This is a genomic window from Pseudomonas gingeri (assembly GCF_013385635.1).
GTDB classification, from domain to species: domain Bacteria; phylum Pseudomonadota; class Gammaproteobacteria; order Pseudomonadales; family Pseudomonadaceae; genus Aquipseudomonas; species Aquipseudomonas gingeri_A.
In genome coordinates this window covers 33806-52509 of the sequence record NZ_JACAPR010000010.1, presented here as the reverse complement: position 1 = coordinate 52509, position 18704 = coordinate 33806, and the positions used below count along the sequence as shown (strand labels likewise).

At 62.4% G+C, this 18704-nt stretch carries 12 protein-coding genes; 5 read left to right on the top strand and 7 right to left on the bottom strand.

From position 1 onward, the window contains the following. Nucleotides 1-24: 24 nt before the first annotated feature. The 3 genes from trhO to HX851_RS10600 form a co-directional block, all read right to left on the bottom strand. On the bottom strand, nucleotides 25-963 hold the full coding sequence (gene trhO / locus HX851_RS10610) for an oxygen-dependent tRNA uridine(34) hydroxylase TrhO (protein ID WP_177065330.1): 939 nt from the start codon (nucleotides 961-963) through the stop codon (nucleotides 25-27). A gap of 198 nt (nucleotides 964-1161) precedes the next feature. Beyond that, entirely contained in the window at nucleotides 1162-1455 is a 294-nt protein-coding gene (locus HX851_RS10605; RefSeq protein ID WP_177056594.1) for a BolA family protein, read from the bottom strand. Between the two features lie 12 nt (nucleotides 1456-1467). Beyond that, a complete protein-coding gene (locus HX851_RS10600; protein WP_177056595.1) occupies nucleotides 1468-1989 on the bottom strand; it encodes a DUF2059 domain-containing protein in 522 nt (173 codons plus the stop codon). Between the two features lie 194 nt (nucleotides 1990-2183). Here HX851_RS10600 and HX851_RS10595 point away from each other — a divergent pair, with 194 nt between their 5' ends. Next, nucleotides 2184-3578 (top strand): class II fumarate hydratase, encoded by a 1395-nt coding sequence (locus tag HX851_RS10595; protein ID WP_177056596.1) that lies wholly within the window; start codon nucleotides 2184-2186, stop codon nucleotides 3576-3578. 92 nt (nucleotides 3579-3670) lie between these two features. Here the strand turns inward: HX851_RS10595 and HX851_RS10590 are convergent, their stop codons facing one another. Further along, complete coding sequence (locus HX851_RS10590; protein WP_177056597.1) at nucleotides 3671-4624, bottom strand: DMT family transporter; 954 nt, start codon at nucleotides 4622-4624, stop codon at nucleotides 3671-3673. Nucleotides 4625-4837: 213 nt separating this feature from the next. On the opposite strand from HX851_RS10590, the gene HX851_RS10585 reads away from it, so the two are divergent. After that, a complete protein-coding gene (locus HX851_RS10585) occupies nucleotides 4838-5041 on the top strand; it encodes a DUF6316 family protein (RefSeq protein ID WP_177056598.1) in 204 nt (67 codons plus the stop codon). Here the strand turns inward: HX851_RS10585 and HX851_RS10580 are convergent. Together HX851_RS10580 and pap are read right to left on the bottom strand one after the other, a co-directional pair. Further along, nucleotides 5038-6219, bottom strand: coding sequence for a thiolase family protein (locus HX851_RS10580; protein ID WP_177065329.1), 1182 nt, complete (start codon nucleotides 6217-6219; stop codon nucleotides 5038-5040). The genes HX851_RS10585 and HX851_RS10580 overlap by 4 nt on opposite strands. A gap of 103 nt (nucleotides 6220-6322) precedes the next feature. Beyond that, nucleotides 6323-7843: a polyphosphate:AMP phosphotransferase gene (pap, locus tag HX851_RS10575; RefSeq protein WP_177065328.1), complete on the bottom strand. Its 1521-nt coding sequence runs from the start codon at nucleotides 7841-7843 to the stop codon at nucleotides 6323-6325. Nucleotides 7844-7982: 139 nt separating this feature from the next. Between pap and mnmC the strand changes: the two genes are divergently transcribed. Further along, nucleotides 7983-9983, top strand: coding sequence for a bifunctional tRNA (5-methylaminomethyl-2-thiouridine)(34)-methyltransferase MnmC2/FAD-dependent 5-carboxymethylaminomethyl-2-thiouridine(34) oxidoreductase MnmC1 (gene mnmC / locus HX851_RS10570; RefSeq protein ID WP_177065326.1), 2001 nt, complete (start codon nucleotides 7983-7985; stop codon nucleotides 9981-9983). A gap of 21 nt (nucleotides 9984-10004) precedes the next feature. Here mnmC and HX851_RS10565 read toward each other — a convergent pair whose 3' ends face one another. Next, entirely contained in the window at nucleotides 10005-14864 is a 4860-nt protein-coding gene (locus HX851_RS10565; protein ID WP_177065324.1) for an NEL-type E3 ubiquitin ligase domain-containing protein, read from the bottom strand. Between the two features lie 280 nt (nucleotides 14865-15144). Between HX851_RS10565 and HX851_RS10560 the strand changes: the two genes are divergently transcribed. Together HX851_RS10560 and ngg are read left to right on the top strand one after the other, a co-directional pair. Beyond that, a complete protein-coding gene (locus tag HX851_RS10560) occupies nucleotides 15145-16917 on the top strand; it encodes an N-acetylglutaminylglutamine amidotransferase (RefSeq protein ID WP_177065323.1) in 1773 nt (590 codons plus the stop codon). A gap of 4 nt (nucleotides 16918-16921) precedes the next feature. Beyond that, complete coding sequence (ngg, locus tag HX851_RS10555; RefSeq protein ID WP_177065321.1) at nucleotides 16922-18664, top strand: N-acetylglutaminylglutamine synthetase; 1743 nt, start codon at nucleotides 16922-16924, stop codon at nucleotides 18662-18664. Nucleotides 18665-18704: the final 40 nt, after the last annotated feature.

Below are 18704 nucleotides of genomic sequence, written 5' to 3'. Positions count from 1 at the left end.
ATAGAGCAGGCGCGCGGACATGGTTCAGGCCTCGGAAGGTTGGCGATAGTTGTAGCCGATCGGGTGCGGTTGGTTGCGCGCCTTGGCCAGTTCGATCTGCTTCTGCCGATCAGTGGCACTGCGGCGAGTCTTCTCGCTCAGTGTGTCCCAGCAATGCGGGCAACTGATGCCGGCCACATAGTGTTCCGACGCACGGTCTTCGATGCTGACCGGTGTCCGACAGGCGTGGCACTGGTCGTAGTCGCCTTCGCTCAGGTCGTGGCGAACGGTCACGCGGTTGTCGAACACAAAGCAGTCGCCGCGCCATTGGCTTTCTTCCTGGGGCACCTCTTCGAGGTACTTCAGGATCCCGCCCTTGAGGTGGTAGACCTCGTCGAAACCCTGGCCGAGCATATAGCTCGAGGCCTTCTCGCAACGAATGCCGCCGGTGCAGAACATAGCGACTTTCTTGTGCCGGGACGGGTCGAAGTTGGCCTTGATGTAGTCGGGAAACTCGCGAAAACTGGTGGTTTTCGGGTCGATGGCGCCTTCGAAGGTACCGATCGAGACCTCGTAGTCGTTGCGGGTATCGATCAGCAGCACCTCAGGGTCCGCGATGAGGGCATTCCAGTCCTGTGGATCGACATAGGTGCCGACCTGTTTGTTCGGGTCCACGCCTTCGACACCCAGGGTCACGATTTCCTTCTTCAACTTGACCTTGGTTCGATAGAACGGCTGGTCGTCGCAGTAGGACTCCTTGTGGTCGATATCCACCATGCGCGGATCGTTCTTCAGCCAGGCCATCAGCCCGTCGATGCCCTCGCGGCTACCGGACACGGTGCCGTTGATGCCTTCCTCGGCGATCAGCAGGGTGCCCTTGATGCCGTTGTCGACCATCGCCTGCAACAGGGGCTCGCGCAGGGCGACGTAATCTTCGAGGGTGACGAACTTGTACAGTGCCGCCACGACGATAGGTTGAGTCATGGGTATTTCTCTCCAGGTGGCTGCCCTCGCAAAGGGCGAACCGGACGCAAAAAAAACGCGCCGACTGAGCGGCGCGTTGCGGATTCTAGCAAAAAGCAGACTGCGATGGGACTGTAACCAGCGTTGTTCCGTCAGCGCTTCGGCTGGCCGGATGGCCTCATCGCGAGCAATCGAGCGTCGACCGGCTGCTCCTACGGGCTAGTGTCCGCCGGCGCAGGTCGGCGAAGCCGGTGCCGCACCGATTTTCACCCACTCTTCAGGGGTGTAGGTATGCAAGGCCAACGCATGGAACTGCCCCATCAGGTCACCCAGGGTGGCGTAGACCTTCTGGTGGCGCTTGACACTGTTCAACCCGGCAAACTGCTCGCTGACCAGCACCGCCTTGAAATGGGTCTGCAACCCGCGGCTGTGCATGTGGCTTTCATCCAGTACCTGCAGGTGCTCGGGGTGCAAGGCGCCCAAGGCGGTTTCGATACGTTGTTGCATGGTCATCGCGGGCTCCGCTTACTTCTTCTTCGCCGGTGCCGCAGGCTTGGCCGGCGCCAGCTCGTTGGTCATGTCTTCCAGCAGCTTGTTGACCACCGGTACCGCGCTTTCCAGCTTGGCCTGGGTCATCTGGGCCGATTGCTGGGTCAGTTGCGGCATTTTTTCCAGGACTTTCTTGCCCAGTGGCGACTGGTAGAACGCGACCAGGTCCTTGAGCTCGGATTCGCTGAAGTTGCTGGTGTAGAGCTTGACCATGTCAGGCTTGAGCTTGTCCCAGCCGATGGCCTGGTCCAGGGCGGCGTTGGCCTTGGCCTGGTAGGTATCGAGCAGCGGCTTTTTCGAGTCCGGCGCCTGGGTCTGGGCGAAGCGCTGGGCGAACATCTGCTGCACTTGCGAGTAGACCGGGGTTCCGAGCTTGTCGGCGTGGGCCAGCGTCAGGAAAGCTTCGGCACTGGCGTTGTGGCTGGCGGTATCGGCGAAAACCTGGCCGCTGGCGCATACCAGAGCAACCGCGGTACAGATGGCACGAAGACGGGTCATCGAGTTTCCTTTAACTAACAGGCGAGGTAAAACCCCAAGGGCGACCATTCTGCGCCTAACAAAGTGTGTCACTCAACCCCGACACCGTTTGTGACACTGTCGAGTCGAACCGATGGTGGTAAAAACCAGGGCAAGGAACCTACCAGGCCGATCAGGGCCTAAACTGCGCTATCAGACCTTGAGGAGTGTGCCCGATGAGCCGTATCGAAACCGACAGCCTTGGCCAGGTGAGTGTCCCGGAAGAGGCCTACTGGGGCGCCCAGACCCAGCGTTCGCTGATCAACTTCGCCATTGGCAACGAAAAGATGCCGCTGGCGGTGATGCATGCCCTGGCCCTGATCAAGAAGGCCGCGGCGCGGGTCAACGACCGCAATGGCGATTTGCCTGCCGATGTCGCCCGGCTGATCGAACAGGCCGCCGACGAAGTGCTGGCCGGTGAGCATGACAGTCAGTTCCCCCTCGCGGTCTGGCAGACCGGCAGCGGCACCCAGAGCAACATGAATGCCAACGAAGTCATCGCCGGGCGGGCCAACGAACTGGCCGGCAAGGGCCGTGGCGGCAAGTCGCCGGTACACCCGAACGATCACGTCAACCGTTCGCAAAGCTCCAATGACTGTTTCCCCACCGCCATGCATATCGCCGCGGTCCAGGCGGTACAGCGGCAGTTGCTGCCGGCGATTGCCGAGCTGTCCGGCGGCCTGGCGGAACTGGCCGCGCGCCATATGAAACTGGTCAAGACCGGGCGCACCCACATGATGGATGCCACGCCGATCACCTTCGGCCAGGAAGTCTCGGCCTACATAGCGCAACTCGACTATGCCGAGCGGGCCATCCGCGCGACATTGCCGGCGGTGTGCGAGCTGGCCCAGGGCGGGACGGCGGTGGGTACCGGGCTCAATGCGCCCCACGGCTTTTCCGAAGCGATCGCCGCCGAACTGGCGGCCCTGGCGGGCCTGCCGTTTGTCAGCGCGCCGAACAAATTCGCCGCCCTGGCCGGCCATGAACCGCTGACCAGCCTGTCCGGTGCCCTCAAGACCCTGGCCGTGGCCCTGATGAAGATCGCCAACGACCTGCGCCTGCTGGGCTCCGGGCCCCGTGCCGGGTTCGCCGAGGTCAAGTTGCCGGCCAATGAACCGGGCAGCTCGATCATGCCCGGCAAGGTCAACCCGACCCAGTGCGAAGCGCTGTCGATGCTGGCCTGCCAGGTCATGGGCAACGATGTGACCATCGGCTTTGCCGCGAGCCAGGGCCACCTGCAGTTGAACGTGTACAAACCGGTGATCATTCACAACCTGCTGCAATCGATCCACCTGCTGGCGGACGGCTGCAGCAACTTCCAGGCCCATTGCATCGCCGGGCTGGAACCGGACCCGGTGCAGATGGCCGCACACCTGGAACGTGGACTGATGCTGGTGACCGCCCTGAACCCGCATATCGGCTACGACAAGGCGGCGGAAATCGCCAAGAAAGCCTACGGCGAGAACCTCACCCTGCGCGAAGCGGCGCTGGAACTGGGCTACCTCACCGATGAAGAGTTCGACGCCTGGGTCCGCCCGGAGAACATGCTGGAATCGGGCAAGAACGGCTGATTTGCACAGCACCTACCGCAGCAGATGCAGAGCGTCCAGGGAGGCGTTCCCACGCGGAGCGTGGGAACGATCATCAAGCCCGCTCATCATGCCTACGCCATTCGCATGCGCCTGGCCTTGAGCCCGGCAATCAGCGAAGGGCCCAGGGCCACCAGCGCCGAACCGAGCACCACCAGTACCGCCCCGCCATACCCCAGGCCGTTGATCTCTTCGGCATGCACGTACTCCGGCCAGATCCAGGCCGCCAGCGCCACCGAACCGAAGGTCACCAGCGGTGTGATCGCCAGGGTCGCACTGACCCGTGATGCCTCCCAATGCGCCAGCGCCTCGGCGAATGCGCCATAGGCCACCAAGGTATTCAGGCAGCAGCCCAGCAGCAACCAGCCCTGCAGCGGACTCAACCGCAAGACTTCGGCAGGATGCGCCCAAGGGGTCAGTAACAAGGCGCAGAACAGGTAGATCACCATCATCACCTGCAACGAATTCCACACCGTCAGCAACTGCTTCTGGCTCAGGGCATAAAAGGTCCAGACCGTGGAAGCCAGCAACACCATCAGCACGCCGGCGGTGTAGTTGCCCAGGGAGGTCAGCAACTCGCTCAAGCGCTGGTTGAAGAACAACCCGAAGCCGACCAGCAGTACCAGCAGCCCGATGCCCTGCCCCAGGCTGAAGCGTTCCTTGAACACGAACAGGCTGGCGATCAGCAGGAAGATCGGCCCCATCTGCACCACCAGTTGCGCGGTGCCGGGACTGAGCAGGTTCAGGCCCATCAGGTACAGCACGTAGTTGCCGGTCAGACCGAACACCGCCAGCAGTACCAGCCAGCCACCCCTTGGGCCCAGCGCGCGCCAGCTCGGCAGGCGGCGCGTGGCCGCGAGGTAGAAGAACAGAAAACCACCCGAGACAATCAGTCGACACCAAGTCACGCTCACCGGGTCCATCACCAGCAAGACCTGTTTGAGCTTGATGGGCAGGATGCCCCAAAGCACGGCGGTCAGCAGGGCGAGAAACATCCCATAGCCCCAACGGCCGGATGAAATATGCATGGACAGTCCTGTAGGCCGAGGAATTCAAGCCGCCATTCTATGCGGCCCACGACCTGCCCCACAGCCGCTACGGCAGACAAAAACGACATCGACCGACGCCTGGGCGCCGCCAACAAATTGACCCAAGCCGTTGATCGGATGATCAGGTGACGTATCTCTATAAGTTTTATGCTGGTTTTCTGACAATCATCCCTATTCACGGAATTTTTCTCCATGTTCGTCAAACGCGCCCAGGACAACACCGAGGCCACGCGCTTTCGCAGTGACCGTGTCAGTGCAATCAATGGCCAGTACTTTTTCAGCACCCGTGAGAACACCCTCGAAGGGCCGTTTTTCACACGCGACGATGCCGAGCGGGGAACCCGGCTCTATATACAGCGGATGCAACTGGCGAAGGATATCCAGGCCGGTCTCTAGGACGCTTCGAACAACCCCGTCGCGCCCATCCCGCCCCCCACGCACATGGTCACGATGCCGTAGCGCAGGTTACGCCGTTGCAGCTCGCGGACCAGATGCCCGACCTGGCGTGAACCGGTCATGCCAAACGGATGGCCAATGGAAATCGAGCCACCGTTGACGTTGTACTTCGCATTGTCGATCTCCAGCCGGTCGCGGCTGTACAGGCATTGCGAAGCGAAGGCCTCGTTGAGCTCCCACAGGTCGATATCCGCCACCGTCAATCCCTTGGCCTTGAGCAGCTTCGGCACCGAGAACACCGGGCCGATACCCATCTCGTCCGGCTCGCAACCGGCCACGGTGAAGCCGCGAAAAAACGCCTTGGGCTTGAGCCCCAGTTCCAGCGCCTTCTCCAGGCTCATGACCAGGGTCATCGACGCGCCATCGGACAACTGCGACGAGTTCCCCGCCGTCACCGAACCGTCTTCGGCAAACACCGGCTTGAGCCCGGCCAGGCTTTCCAGGGTGGTGTCCGGACGGTTGCAATCATCCCGATCGACCACGCCTTGCAGGCGTTGGATCTGCCCGCTGGCCTTGTCCTCGACCGCGTAGGTCACCGTCATCGGCACGATTTCATCGTCGAACAGGCCGGCGTCCTGGGCGGCGGCGGTGCGCTGCTGGCTTTGCAACGCATAGAGGTCCTGCTGCTCGCGACTGACGTTATAACGCCGGGCCACGACCTCCGCCGTCTGCCCCATGGGAAAGTAGATACCCGGCACCTGCTCCTTGAGCAGCGGGTTGATCAGGTTCTCGGTATTGACGCTTTTCATCGTCAGGCTGATGGACTCGACCCCCCCGGCGACGATGATATCGCTGCAACCGGAAGCGATCTGGTTGGCGGCAATGGCAATCGCCTGCAGGCCAGAAGAGCAGAACCGGTTGAGGGTCATGCCCGCCGTGCCGGTGCCCAGCTGTGACAGCACCGCGACGTTACGCCCGATGTTGTAGCCCTGGGCACCTTCGTTGGAGCCGGCACCGACGACGCAATCCTCGACACTCGCCGGATCGATGCCGTTGCGCAGCAACAGGGCGTTGACACAATGGGCGGCCATATCATCGGGCCGGGTCTGGTTGAACTTGCCGCGAAACGACTTGGCCAGGCCAGTACGCACGCTATCGACGATCACCACTTCACGCATGGGAACACCTCATTGTTATTGTCGGTCCAGGAGAAGACGAGCATAAGCTCGCCCAATCCGGGACTGCGACGATCATTCACTGGGTGTATGCGTCGTCATCGTCTTACTTCGACTTCTTGCCCTTCCTGTCCTGTTTGTCGTGCGTGGCGAAGGCCTCCTCGATCGCCTGGTTGACCGTGCGCAGGACCTTGACCCGGGCCCAGCGCTTGTCGTTGGCCTCCACCAGGGTCCAGGGCGATATCTCTGTACTGGTGCGGTCGACCATGTCGCCTACCGCCGCTCGGTAGAGGTCCCACTTCTCGCGATTGCGCCAATCGTCCTCGGTGATCTTGAAGCGCTTGAACGGAATCTCTTCACGCTGCTGGAAACGCTCCAGTTGGGTCTGCTTGTCAATGGCCAGCCAGAACTTCACCACGATCACCCCGGCATCGCTCAGTTGCTCCTCGAAATCGTTGATCTCGCCGTAGGCACGCAGCCAGTCGCTGGTGCTGCAGAATCCCTCGACCCGCTCCACCAGCACCCGGCCATACCAGGAACGATCGAACACGGTGAACTTGCCCCGTGCCGGAATCTGTCGCCAGAAGCGCCACAGATAGGGCTGGGCCCGCTCGTCCTCGCTGGGCGCGGCAATCGGTACGATGCTGTACTGGCGGGGGTCGAGGGCCGCGGCCAGGCGACGGATAGCGCCGCCCTTGCCCGCCGCATCATTGCCTTCGAACACCGCGACCAGCGCGTGCTTGCGCATGCGTTTATCGCGCATCAGGCCCGACAGCCGCGCCTGCTCGGTGACCAGTTGCTCTTCGTAGTCGGCCTTCTCCAGGCTCAGAGTCATGTCCAGGCTGTCGAGCAGGCTCATCTGGTCGACGCTCGCCGGCAGCGGGGCGGCATTGTTCGGCCGCGGCTCGACCCGGGAGGACTTCAGCGCCGCCTGCAGACCTTCGAGGAGGATTTTCCCTACCGTCAGGCTGCGGTAGTGCGGATCGACGCCTTCGATCACATGCCAGGGCGCATAGTCGCGACTGGTCCGGCGCAGCACCCGTTCGCCGAAATGCACGAAAGTGTCGTAGGTTTGCGACTGCTGCCAGTCCAGCGGGCTGATGCGCCAGCTGTGCAGCGGATCATCCTGCAAGGCCTTGAGCCGGGCCTTCATCTGCTTCTTGGACAGGTGGAACCAGAACTTGAAGATCAGCGCACCTTCGTCGCAGAGCATCTTCTCCAGGCGCTCGGCCCCGGCAATGGCCTGGTCGAGTACCGCATCCTTGAACAGGCCGTGCACCCGCCCTTGCAGCATCTGGCTGTACCAGTTGCCGAAGAACACCCCCATCCGCCCCTTGGCCGGCAGCATCCGCCAGTAGCGCCAGGCCGGCGGATGGGCCAGTTCTTCATCGGTCTGCTGGTCGAAGGTGCGCACCTCGATCAACCGCGGGTCCATCCATTCGTTGAGCAACTTGACGGTTTCGCCCTTGCCGGCGCCTTCAATACCGTTGATCAGGACAATCACCGGGAAACGCTTCTGCTGCTGCAATTCGAACTGGACTTCGAGCAGGGCTTCGCGCAAGGCGGGCACTTCGGCGTCGAAGGTTTCTTTGTCGATGGCGTGACCGATTTCAGCGGATTCGAACATGGAGGGCTCCTTCCAGAATTGAGCAAGGTTAGCGGATCAGACCGTGCTGTGGGTCGGTAAGTCCCCGGCATTTGCCCTGGATCAATGCGGTGTCGGCCAATCGGCTAGAATGGCCGACTGTCTGTTCACGAGTTGCACCATGAGCCGCGTAGCGCCACACGCCCAGATCGACTGGGACGACCAGGGATTGCCCCACTCCCGGGTGTTCGACGATGTGTATTTTTCCGATGCCTCGGGCCTGGAAGAAACCCGTTATGTCTTTATCGAACAGAATCGCCTGAAGGAACGCTTCGAAGCCCTGCAGCCGAACGAACGGCTGGTGATCGGTGAGACCGGCTTCGGCACCGGGCTGAATTTTCTCTGTGCCTGGCAACTCTTCGAACAATGCGCGGCGCCGGGTGCGCGGCTGCATTTCGTCAGCGTCGAGAAGTACCCATTGAGCCACGCCGACCTGCAACGGGCCCTGGCCCTCTGGCCCGAACTGGCAGAATTCTGCGCGCCGCTGCTCAAGCAATACGTGGCGATTCACCCCGGCTTCCAGCGCATGCTGCTGGATAACGGTCGGGTCACCCTTACCCTGCTGATCGGCGATGTGCTGGAGCAACTGCCACAACTGGACGCCCAGGTCGACGCCTGGTTCCTCGACGGTTTCGCCCCGGCGAAAAACCCCGAGATGTGGACCCCCGAGCTGTTCGCGGAACTGGCGCGACTGGCGGCCCCCGGCTCGACCATCAGCACCTTTACCAGTACCGGTTGGGTCCGCCGCTCGCTGAACGCGGCCGGTTTCAAGATGAAACGCACGCCGGGCATCGGCCACAAGTGGGAGATCCTGCGGGGTGAGTTCGTCGCCTGGCCGGCGGATGTGCCGGCGCCATTATCGGCCAAACCCTGGTTTGCCCGCCCGGAACCCCAGGTCAGCGAACGCCGCGTCCTGGTGATCGGCGGCGGCCTGGCCGGTTGCGCCAGCGCCGCGAGCCTGGCCGCCCGTGGCTGGCAGGTCTGCCTGTTGGAACGCCACGAGGCCCTGGCCCGGGAAGCCTCGGGCAACCCCCAGGGCGTGCTGTACCTCAAGCTGTCGGCCCATGGCACCGCGCTGTCGCAACTGATTCTCAGCGGTTTCGGCCATACCCGGCGCTTGCTCGAACAGTTGCACAGAGGTGTCGATTGGGACGGTTGCGGCGTTCTGCAACTGGCCTTCGACGAGAAGGAAGCCGAGCGCCAGACGCAATTGGCCGCCGCCTTCAGCCCCGGGTTGCTGCAGGTGCTGGATCGGACTCAGGCCGAGGCCCGGGCCGGCGTGACCCTGGAGCACGGTGGACTGTTCTTCCCGGAGGGCGGCTGGGTCCACCCGCCGGCCCTGTGTGCCTGGCAGGCCGGCCACCCGAATATTGCCGTACAGCCCCACAGCGATGCCGTCGAACTGCGTCGGGTCGACGGCCAATGGCAGGCCTGGGATGCCGATACCCTGCTGGGCAGCGCGCCGGTGGCGGTCCTCGCCGGCGCTGCCGAGGTGAAGCGTTTCGCGGCCGCGGCGGCATTGCCGCTCAAACGCATTCGCGGGCAGATCACCCGCCTGGTACAGACCGCCGACAGCGCCGCACTGAACACCGTGGTCTGCGCCGAAGGTTATGTCGCACCGGCACGCCTCGGCGAGCATACCCTGGGTGCCAGCTTCGACTTCAAGAGTGACGACCTGGCTCCGACCACCGCCGAGCACATCGGCAACCTGGCCTTGTTGCAGGACATCTCGCCCGATCTGGCGACACGCCTGAACGCCGCCGGGCAGGCCCCGGAGCAGTTGCAAGGGCGCGCCGCCTTTCGCTGCACCAGTGCCGATTATCTGCCGATAGTCGGTCCGCTGGCCGACCCGCGGTCATTCTCCGAGGCCTATGGCGTGCTGGCACGGGATGCCCGGCAGATACCGCAGGTGCCCTGCCCCTGGCTCGAAGGCCTGTATATCAACAGTGGCCATGGCTCCCGTGGTCTGATCACCGCGCCGCTCTCCGGCGAGTTGCTGGCCGCCTGGCTGGAGAATGAACCGCTGCCGCTGCCACGCAGCGTTGCCGAGGCCTGTCATCCGAACCGTTTTTCCCTGCGCGCCCTGATCCGCGGCCAGGGTAAATCTCGGCCGAGCGTCTGAATAGGCGGCGTCCATGGTGCATCAGAGCGGAGCGGGATGCTCATCCAGTTCGTACTGGGTGAGCGCTTCAAGAAAGTTGCGCTCCTCGGCGATACGCGTCTCCATCAGCACCGACAGTCGCCGGGCATATTTGTCGCTGAGCATCTCCGGGGAATTGCTCAGCAACTGTTCCTCCTGCTCATGAAACGGCTGGTTGAAACGGGCGAAATCACGGGAGTATTTCTTCTTCAGGTAGTCGATCCAAAAATCACGCGAGGCAATGAAGGTCTTCATCTTCGCGGTGCCCTCAGCCTGACGGACACGACTTCGAGCGTTCAGGATCTGCTCCTCGGTGACATTGGCAATGGTTCTGAAGAACATTTCCTGCGGTTGCCCGGGCAGATACAGCGAGCGTCCCAGGCCAACCCGATAGGCCAGGTTCACTTCAACCTCGTCGACCGCACTCGGTGAGGGCACCTCGGGCCTCTCGGACATCATCCTGATGTGGTCCCGGGCAATGTCATCGATGCGTTCCAGGCGAAACAGACCGCGCGCCAGCTTCAGCAACTCGGTCGGCTCATCGCTCCTGACCGCCAGGACCCGTGCCCTGGTCAGCAACACCCGGACTTCCAGATGACTGAAATTTCGCGCGGCACTGTCGACGCAAGTCAGCGGATTGGCCGCCAGGTCGAACAGTTCGGTGCGCAATACCGTGTCCCTGGCCGCGGCCTCCAGCACCGCCCAGACGCGTCGTGTCAGGTCCGCACGAATCTTCTGATATTCCGCACTGCCGCTCAGACGCGCCAGCAGCACGAAAAATTCCTCGGATCCTTCCTCGTGCCGCAAGTCGTGCCACAGGTCCCGCAGGGTATCCCGACGCTCCCCATCTGCAATATCGGCCAACCAACGCTGGCGCGCGCTGTAGTCATCCAGCGCCAGTTCCATATCCGGGATACCGAACGTGATGCCCGTGCGTACCCGGTAGGCCGCCAACAGATTCTGGTTGTCTACATTGAAGGGATTGTTACGCAGGATGATCCGCCGATTGATCGGCGAAGGTGCCGTGTAGAGAGCGCTCGACACAGCCTGGATCCGGTTGTCGCGAAGATCCGCCTCGTACAGGCGAACCCGTGTCAGCAGTCCCTGGGGCAAGCCGTCAATCCCGGTCCCACGCAGAAGCAGTCGGCGTAGGTGCGGCATCTGGCCGACATCCAGCAAGCCGACATCGAAATTACCATTGAGGTTCAGCACCTCCAGGTTGTGCAAACGAGACAGCACGCTGACCGAGCCCGGGGTCAGCGTGATCCGGTTGTCCTGCAGGGATAGCTCCTTGAGCTGGCTCATCTCGACAATCGCGCTGGGCAAAAACTCCAGTCGATTGTTGTTCAACTCCAGTCTGCGCAGATTGGGAAAATGTTCGAGAAAATCTTCGGGAATACGGTTCAGCCCCATGCTTTTCAACGAAAGCTCGGTGACATGATCGAAATTGATCCCAGTGGGCAAGCTCGGCAGACTGCCGACCCGCAAGCCGGCCAGGCTCAGGCTGCGACCGATGACCACACCGCTCTCGTCGTAGGTCCTGGGGGTTTGCCAGCGCCAGCAACGCTCGATGATCGAGGCAGCCTGTTCACGACTTTCGGCCATGCCTCCCAGCCAGGCATGCGCCCTGGTACTCGCCTGCTCCCCTCGCCAGCCGAGCAGCGTCGAACGCAGTTGGTCCAGTTCCTCCTCCAGCTCCAGCAGTCGTCCTCTGACCTGGATCGGATCGTCGCCCAGGGAAAAAAGGAAGTTGCGCGCTTCCGGCTCGCACAGATCGGGATACAGGCGAGCCACCCGCCGCATTCCGCGTCGCGATCCATAGACGCCACCACGCCTGACCCGCAGGCAGCCCCGGGTATCGCCATCGCGCCAGGCCGGCGAACGGTAGCCGGGCTTGCGCGTTGGCAGATCGAGAGCCTCTTCGAGCATGACCCGTGGACGCGCCAGCAACTTGGCCATCAGCAGTTTGCGCAGCAAGTCGGCCTCATCCAGCTTGACCCCCATGGCCTCTCGTTCACTCAAGCGCAAACCACTCAGTACTGCACTGCTCAGGGCATCGCCGCCCCGATGCAGCGGCCCCAGGTTCAAGCCCTCGCCATCAAAGGCCTGGTATCCCTGCGCAGTCCTGACCAGAATCCGGTGCCGGGGTAAATCGTCAGCCCCCATCCTGAACAAAAGCGGTCCATTGACGCGCTCGTCACGAATATCCCAGCGTATATCCAACGGCCATCCACCCATCGTTTTCAGAATGGGCAACTGCAACCTGGCGCTATCCAGGCTCTGTGTACTCTTGAGAAAACCGCCGTCCAGCGCGTGGCTGACACGAATTTCACGCAGCCCTTCGTTCGCCTCTTCGATCAGCGACAAAGGCAGCCGGTCATGCAAGTCCAACTGTTCTTTCACGACATCGTTCGTCTGTCCCAGGACTTCACGCAAGACCCCATCCGGTAGATCGGTAAAACCCTGCCTGAAATTCTGCGGTAACCCGACATCGGTCAGGCAGCACAGGCGGTAGAGACGCTGGAAAAGCACGCCGCGCTGCTCGCGTACATACGTGCGCATGGCCTCTTCCAGAAGCGCCGGCGCCTGGTCGGTGAGCGCCTCCGGACCGAGTAGCAACTGCTGGTCCGGCATCTTCAGTTTTTTCACGATCACCATCAGGCCACCCGCCTCGATGTCGGCGGCCCGAACCATCAGCCGTTGCGGTTGCGTTACCAGATCGGCCCCGTACTCACGCAGCGGTCTGTTCGCCGAGTCCAGCAGCATAAGCGTGTGATCACGAGGCCAACCCTTGAGGCTTGGCAAAACCTGCAGCTTCACATCGAGCAGGTGGGCCGTGGCCGACGCGGGCGCCTCGGCGGGTGCGAGCAGCCAGCTAAGTTCGTTGTCCAACCTGAAACGCTGTATCGAGTCGAGCAAGGGGGCTGGGATCCTTGCATTGTTCATGTGTATTCGCCGCAGCAGCGACGCGTCGAGTCGATGAATCGACAGGATCTGCTCGATATTTTCATCGTTCAGCAAACGGACATCCGGCCCCAGGCGACGAAACAGGTAAACCGGGTCGTGCCATTGCAAGGGCCACTCGTGGACCAGCCTCCAGGCTCCGGCACCGTTGTGCTCCAGCAAGGGCTCGTAGGCCGACTCCCGCAGCGGATGGCGCAGGCGCCAGTCCGCCGTGGACGGATCCCGGCAGGCCCGGTAAGACTCGCCGGCAATATCCAGGTAACGATGTCCCTCACCCGCATCATCACCCTGGTAGAACCCCTCCTGGTCCAACCTCCTGTCCGCAAGGTCGAGGCTATCATGGCGGTAGCTGCGCAGGTCGGCCCGCCACAACCGATAGCGACCATCACTCGATCTGACCGGCACCAGGTCGTCAAAAAAGTCCGAGGTGCGCCGGAAAAAGCCCTTGATGGCCTTGCTCCCCCAGTGCATCGCCACACCCAGGGCGACCATCGTCGCAATGTCCTCGACCACCGACATCATGTGGGTAATCGCCTCGTCACGCTCGCCACGCTGCCAATCCTGATACCCCTCATAGACTTCTGACAGCAGTTGCCCCACCGCCACCCCCATCATCAGCAAACCCAGCCAGGGGTTGGCGAAGGAGGCCAGGTTCAAGAACGTCATGCCCAGCCCCAGTACAGACAAATAGCGGGCCTGGCGGGCATCCTGGTCGACGTCTTCGGTCGGCACCGCCACGCTCCGCGCATCCGCCTGGAGCCGCAGGATCCGTTGTCGATAGAGGTGGAAAAACAGATCACCGCTCAGCGGCTCAGGCTTCAAGCGTAAATCGGCTGCCTGATTCAGGGACGTCGTAACCTTGCCGGCGGTGTCCCGGCTTTCCAGGGTCAGCAGTTTCCTCAACCGCGACAGGAAACCCGGCAGGTCATGCTGGCTGACAAAACCGCTGAAAAACCGCTCATATGCCGGCAGCCAGAGGCGGTTGCGCAATTCGGCCTGGAATGCCTCAAGCGAGGCATAGAGCTTGAATGGCGTCAGCGGATCATTGGGAATATGCACCAGCACGCGGTTTTTCATACCCGCGTTCTCGGCCTGCGGTACCTCCTGCAAGGTGAACAGGTAAATGCTCGACAAGGTCACGCCGAGCATCCGCAATTCGTTGGCAATCATCTTCGAGCCATCCGGCGCTACAGCGACGTTCAACTCGATCAGCCTGCACACCTGCTGGCGGGTAATCTCATCGATGTCTTTTTTCATGCAGGCGATACAGGCGTCCGCCAGCATGTCAGCCTTCTTTTGCTGCATGATCGCCGACTGAATCCGGAACTCCACGTTATTGACTTGCCCTTCAGGCTCCGGGAGATGAAAAACCCGGCACAAGTGTTGCTGGTAGCGTTTTCCCAGGTCGAGTTCACGCACCAGTTTGACGAAGGCCTGCGCGGTGATCGTCGAAACAGGCTGAGGGTCGCTGCCGAGGCTGATATGGGATTGGGGCGGGAAGTGCTCGTCCGGCCCGAAATTCTGCAGTGCAGCCTCCAGAACGCTGCGACTGGTATAGGTCATCGAAAAGAAGTAGTTCGCCCCGACGGACAACGGCAGCGTGGACCATCGATCAGCAATATTCAGTTGGGTCCGATGAACATCCAGCTCCCGGCCGAACCTGACACGTAATGCGTTCTCCAGCAAGGGCGCGCAAAAATCCTCGACGCTCTTCAGCTCATCGAGCCAGGCGGAGACTTCTTCCTTGAAAAACTGACTGCGGCGCAAATGCTCACTCAGTCTCGCGATATCTTCCGGCCGGGCTGCGAGTAACCAGGACGGAACATGGGCATTGATCACTTCTTCGTTTTCGCTCTGTTCATTCAGAACGGACGGAACAGAAGGGGTAACGGCTGACATTTAAAATTTCCTTTTTTAAAGTTCGCCGCCGCGATGGTAACAGTGCAGCCAGTCATTAAAATCTCAAAAAATTGCTAATAAACAATAAGTTAAATCATAAATTCAAATCAATTGGGTAGCCGGATAGCACCCTTTCCGACAACGTCCCGCCGCATCGCCCTTCCTTGGAATTCTCTGGCCCCGATACGACTTATAACCGATCGATATAAAACTCCCTTGTTCGTAGCGGGTCAGTTTCAGAGTCACCCACCCTCCCCAACGGATAACCGGTAAGGAACTTATGTGCGGATTAGCTGGAGAATTACGTTTCGATCGACACCCCGCGGACCTCGCCGCGCTTGAGCGGATCACCCACCATATGGCCCCGCGCGGCCCCGATGCCTGGGGTTTTTACGGCCAGGGGCCGATCGCCCTCGGCCATCGGCGGCTGAAAATCATGGACCTGTCGGATGCCTCGGCGCAGCCGATGATCGACCCGGACCTGGGCTTGTCCCTGGCTTTCAATGGCGCGATCTACAACTTTCCCGAACTGCGCCGCGAACTGGAACAACTGGGCTACGTCTTCCACTCCGGCGGTGATACCGAAGTGCTGCTCAAGGGTTACCACGCCTGGGGCGAAGCGCTGCTGCCCAAGCTCAACGGCATGTTCGCCTTCGCCATCTGGGAACGCGACGCCCAACGGCTGTTCATCGCCCGCGACCGCCTCGGGGTCAAGCCGCTGTACCTGTCGCGTACCGCCCAGCGCCTGCGCTTCGCCTCAAGCCTGCCGGCGCTGCTGCAGGGCGGCGATATCAACCCGCTGCTGGACCCGGTGGCGCTCAATCACTACCTGAACTTCCACGCCGTGGTCCCTGCCCCGCGCACGTTGCTGGCCGGGGTCGAGAAACTGCCGCCGGCCACCTGGATGCGCATCGGCGCCGATGGCCGCGGCGAGCAGAAAACCTGGTGGACGCTACCCTACGGCCCGCTTGCCGATGAAACCCACTTGAGCCTGGAAGACTGGCGCGACCGCGTGCTCGACAGCACCCGCGAAGCCGTGGCGATTCGCCAACGGGCCGCGGTCGATGTCGGCGTGCTGCTGTCCGGCGGCGTTGACTCGAGTCTGCTGGTCGGCCTGTTGCGCGAAGCCGGGGTCGAGCAGTTGTCGACCTTCTCCATCGGCTTCCAGGATGCCGGCGGCGAGCGCGGCGACGAATTCCGGTACTCGGACCTGATCGCCCGCCACTATGGTACGCAGCACCATCAATTGCGCATCGACGAACGGGAAATCATCGAACAGTTGCCGGCGGCCTTCCGCGCCATGAGCGAGCCGATGGTCAGCCATGACTGCATTGCCTTCTACCTGTTGTCCCGGGAAGTCGCGAAACACTGCAAGGTGGTGCAAAGCGGCCAGGGCGCCGACGAACTGTTCGCCGGCTACCATTGGTACCCGCAGGTGGACGGTGCCGCCGATCCACTTGCCGCCTACCGCGCAGCCTTCTTCGACCGCAGCTACGCCGACTACGCCGACACCGTGCAGCCGCAATGGCTCGTCGAGCAGGATGCCGCCGGCGATTTTGTCCGCGAACATTTCGCCCTGCCTGGTGCCAGCGCGGCGGTGGACAAGGCGTTGCGCCTGGACAGCACGGTGATGCTGGTGGACGACCCGGTCAAGCGCGTCGACAACATGACCATGGCCTGGGGACTGGAAGCCCGCACGCCGTTTCTCGACTACCGGCTGGTGGAACTGTCGGCCCGCGTACCGGCCAGGTTCAAGCTGCCGGACGGCGGCAAGCAGGTGCTCAAGGAAGCCGCGCGGCTGGTCATTCCCAGCGCCGTCATCGACCGCAAGAAAGGCTATTTCCCGGTCCCCGGCCTCAAGCATCTGCAGGGCGACACGCTGGAGTGGGTACGCGAGCTGCTGCTCGACCCGAGCCAGGACCGTGGCCTGTTCAATCCGGCAACCCTCGATCGCCTGCTGACCGACCCACACGGCCAACTGACCCCGCTGCGCGGTTCGAAGCTGTGGCAACTGGCGGCCCTGAACCTGTGGCTCAGCGAACAAGGAATCTGATGCGATGAAAGCTCATGCCTCGGCTTACAGCCAACGCCTGCTGCGCGGTCAGCCGCCATCCTACGAACGCCTGCAGGCGCGTCTGGCCGAAGACGGCAACGAACCGGCCACCCAACCGGTGGCGCTGCATTGCGGCTGGGGCCGACTGCTGATCGGGCACACCTTCGCCGATCCCGCCGGACTGGCCGAAGAGCTGTTGAACGAACAGTCCGGCGAACGCGATATCGCCCTGTATGTCGCGGCCCCCCAGCAGGTGCTCGCCCAGGCCCCGCAACAGTTGTTTCTCGACCCGTCGGATACCCTGCGCCTGTGGTTCAGCGATTACCGCCCGGCCACCCGGGTATTTCGCGGCTTCCGCATTCGCCGGGCGCAGAGTGCCGAGGACTGGCGGGCGATCAATCAGCTCTATATCGCCCGTGGCATGCTGCCCATCAACCCGCTGTTGCTCACCCCGCGCCATCAGGGCGGTCCGGTGTACTGGCTGGCGGAAGACGAGGACAGCGGCGCCCTGATCGGCAGCGTCATGGGCCTCAATCACCAGAAGGCCTTCCACGATCCGGAGCACGGTTGCAGCCTCTGGTGCCTGGCGGTTGATCCGCAGTGCAGCCGGCCGGGGGTCGGTGAAGTGCTGGTGCGCCATCTGATCGAGCACTTCATGAGCCGTGGCCTGAACCACTTGGACCTGTCGGTGCTGCATGACAATCGCCAGGCCAAGAGCCTCTACGCCAAGCTCGGCTTGCGCACCCTCAGCACCTTCGCCATCAAGCGCAAGAACGGCATCAACCAGCCACTGTTTCTCGGGCCGGGGCCCCAGGCCGAGTTCAATCCCTACGCGCGAATCCTGGTGGATGAAGCCCATCGGCGCGGCATCGATGTACAGGTCGACGACGCCGCGGCCGGGATGTTCACCCTCAGCCATGGCGGACGCCGGGTACGTTGTCGGGAATCGTTGACCGACCTGACCAGCGCCATCAGCATGAGCCTGTGCCAGGACAAGAGCCTGACCCATCGTGTGCTCCTCGAAGCAGGCCTGAACGTGCCCACCCAGCAACGCGCCGGAACGGCCACGGACAACCGTGCCTTTCTGGAAAGGCACGGGCGCATTGTCGTCAAGCCCCTCGATGGCGAACAGGGCCAGGGCGTGGCCGTGGACCTGCGCAGCGCCGACGAAGTGGCGAACGCCATCGAGGCCGCCCGCGCTTTCGACAGCCGGGTGCTGCTGGAAAGCTTTCACGAAGGTCTGGACCTGCGCATCGTGGTGATCGGTTTCGAGGTGGTGGCTGCCGCCCTTCGCCATCCGGCCCAGGTGGTTGGCGACGGCCACCACAGTATAGGTGCGCTGATCGAAGCCCAGAGCCGTCGCCGCCAGGCCGCCACCGGCGGTGAGAGCCGGATTCCCCTCGACGCGGAAACCCAGCGCACCCTGCATGCGGCCGGCCATGACTACAACACGGTACTGGCCCGCGGTGAACAACTGGCGGTTCGGCGCACTGCCAACCTGCACACCGGCGGCTGCCTGGAGGACGTGACGGCGATCCTCCATCCGACACTCGCCGAGGCTGCCGTACGCGCGGCCCGAGCACTGGATATCCCGGTGGTCGGGCTCGACCTGATGGTCCCCGCGGCGGACCGGCCAGAGTATGTCTTCATCGAAGCCAATGAACGCTGCGGGCTGGCCAACCATGAGCCACAACCCACGGCCGAGCGCTTTATCGATCTACTGTTTCCCCACAGCCTGCCGGCGTGATGAATCAGCACGGATCGTTTCCTTTTTTCTGCAAGAATTT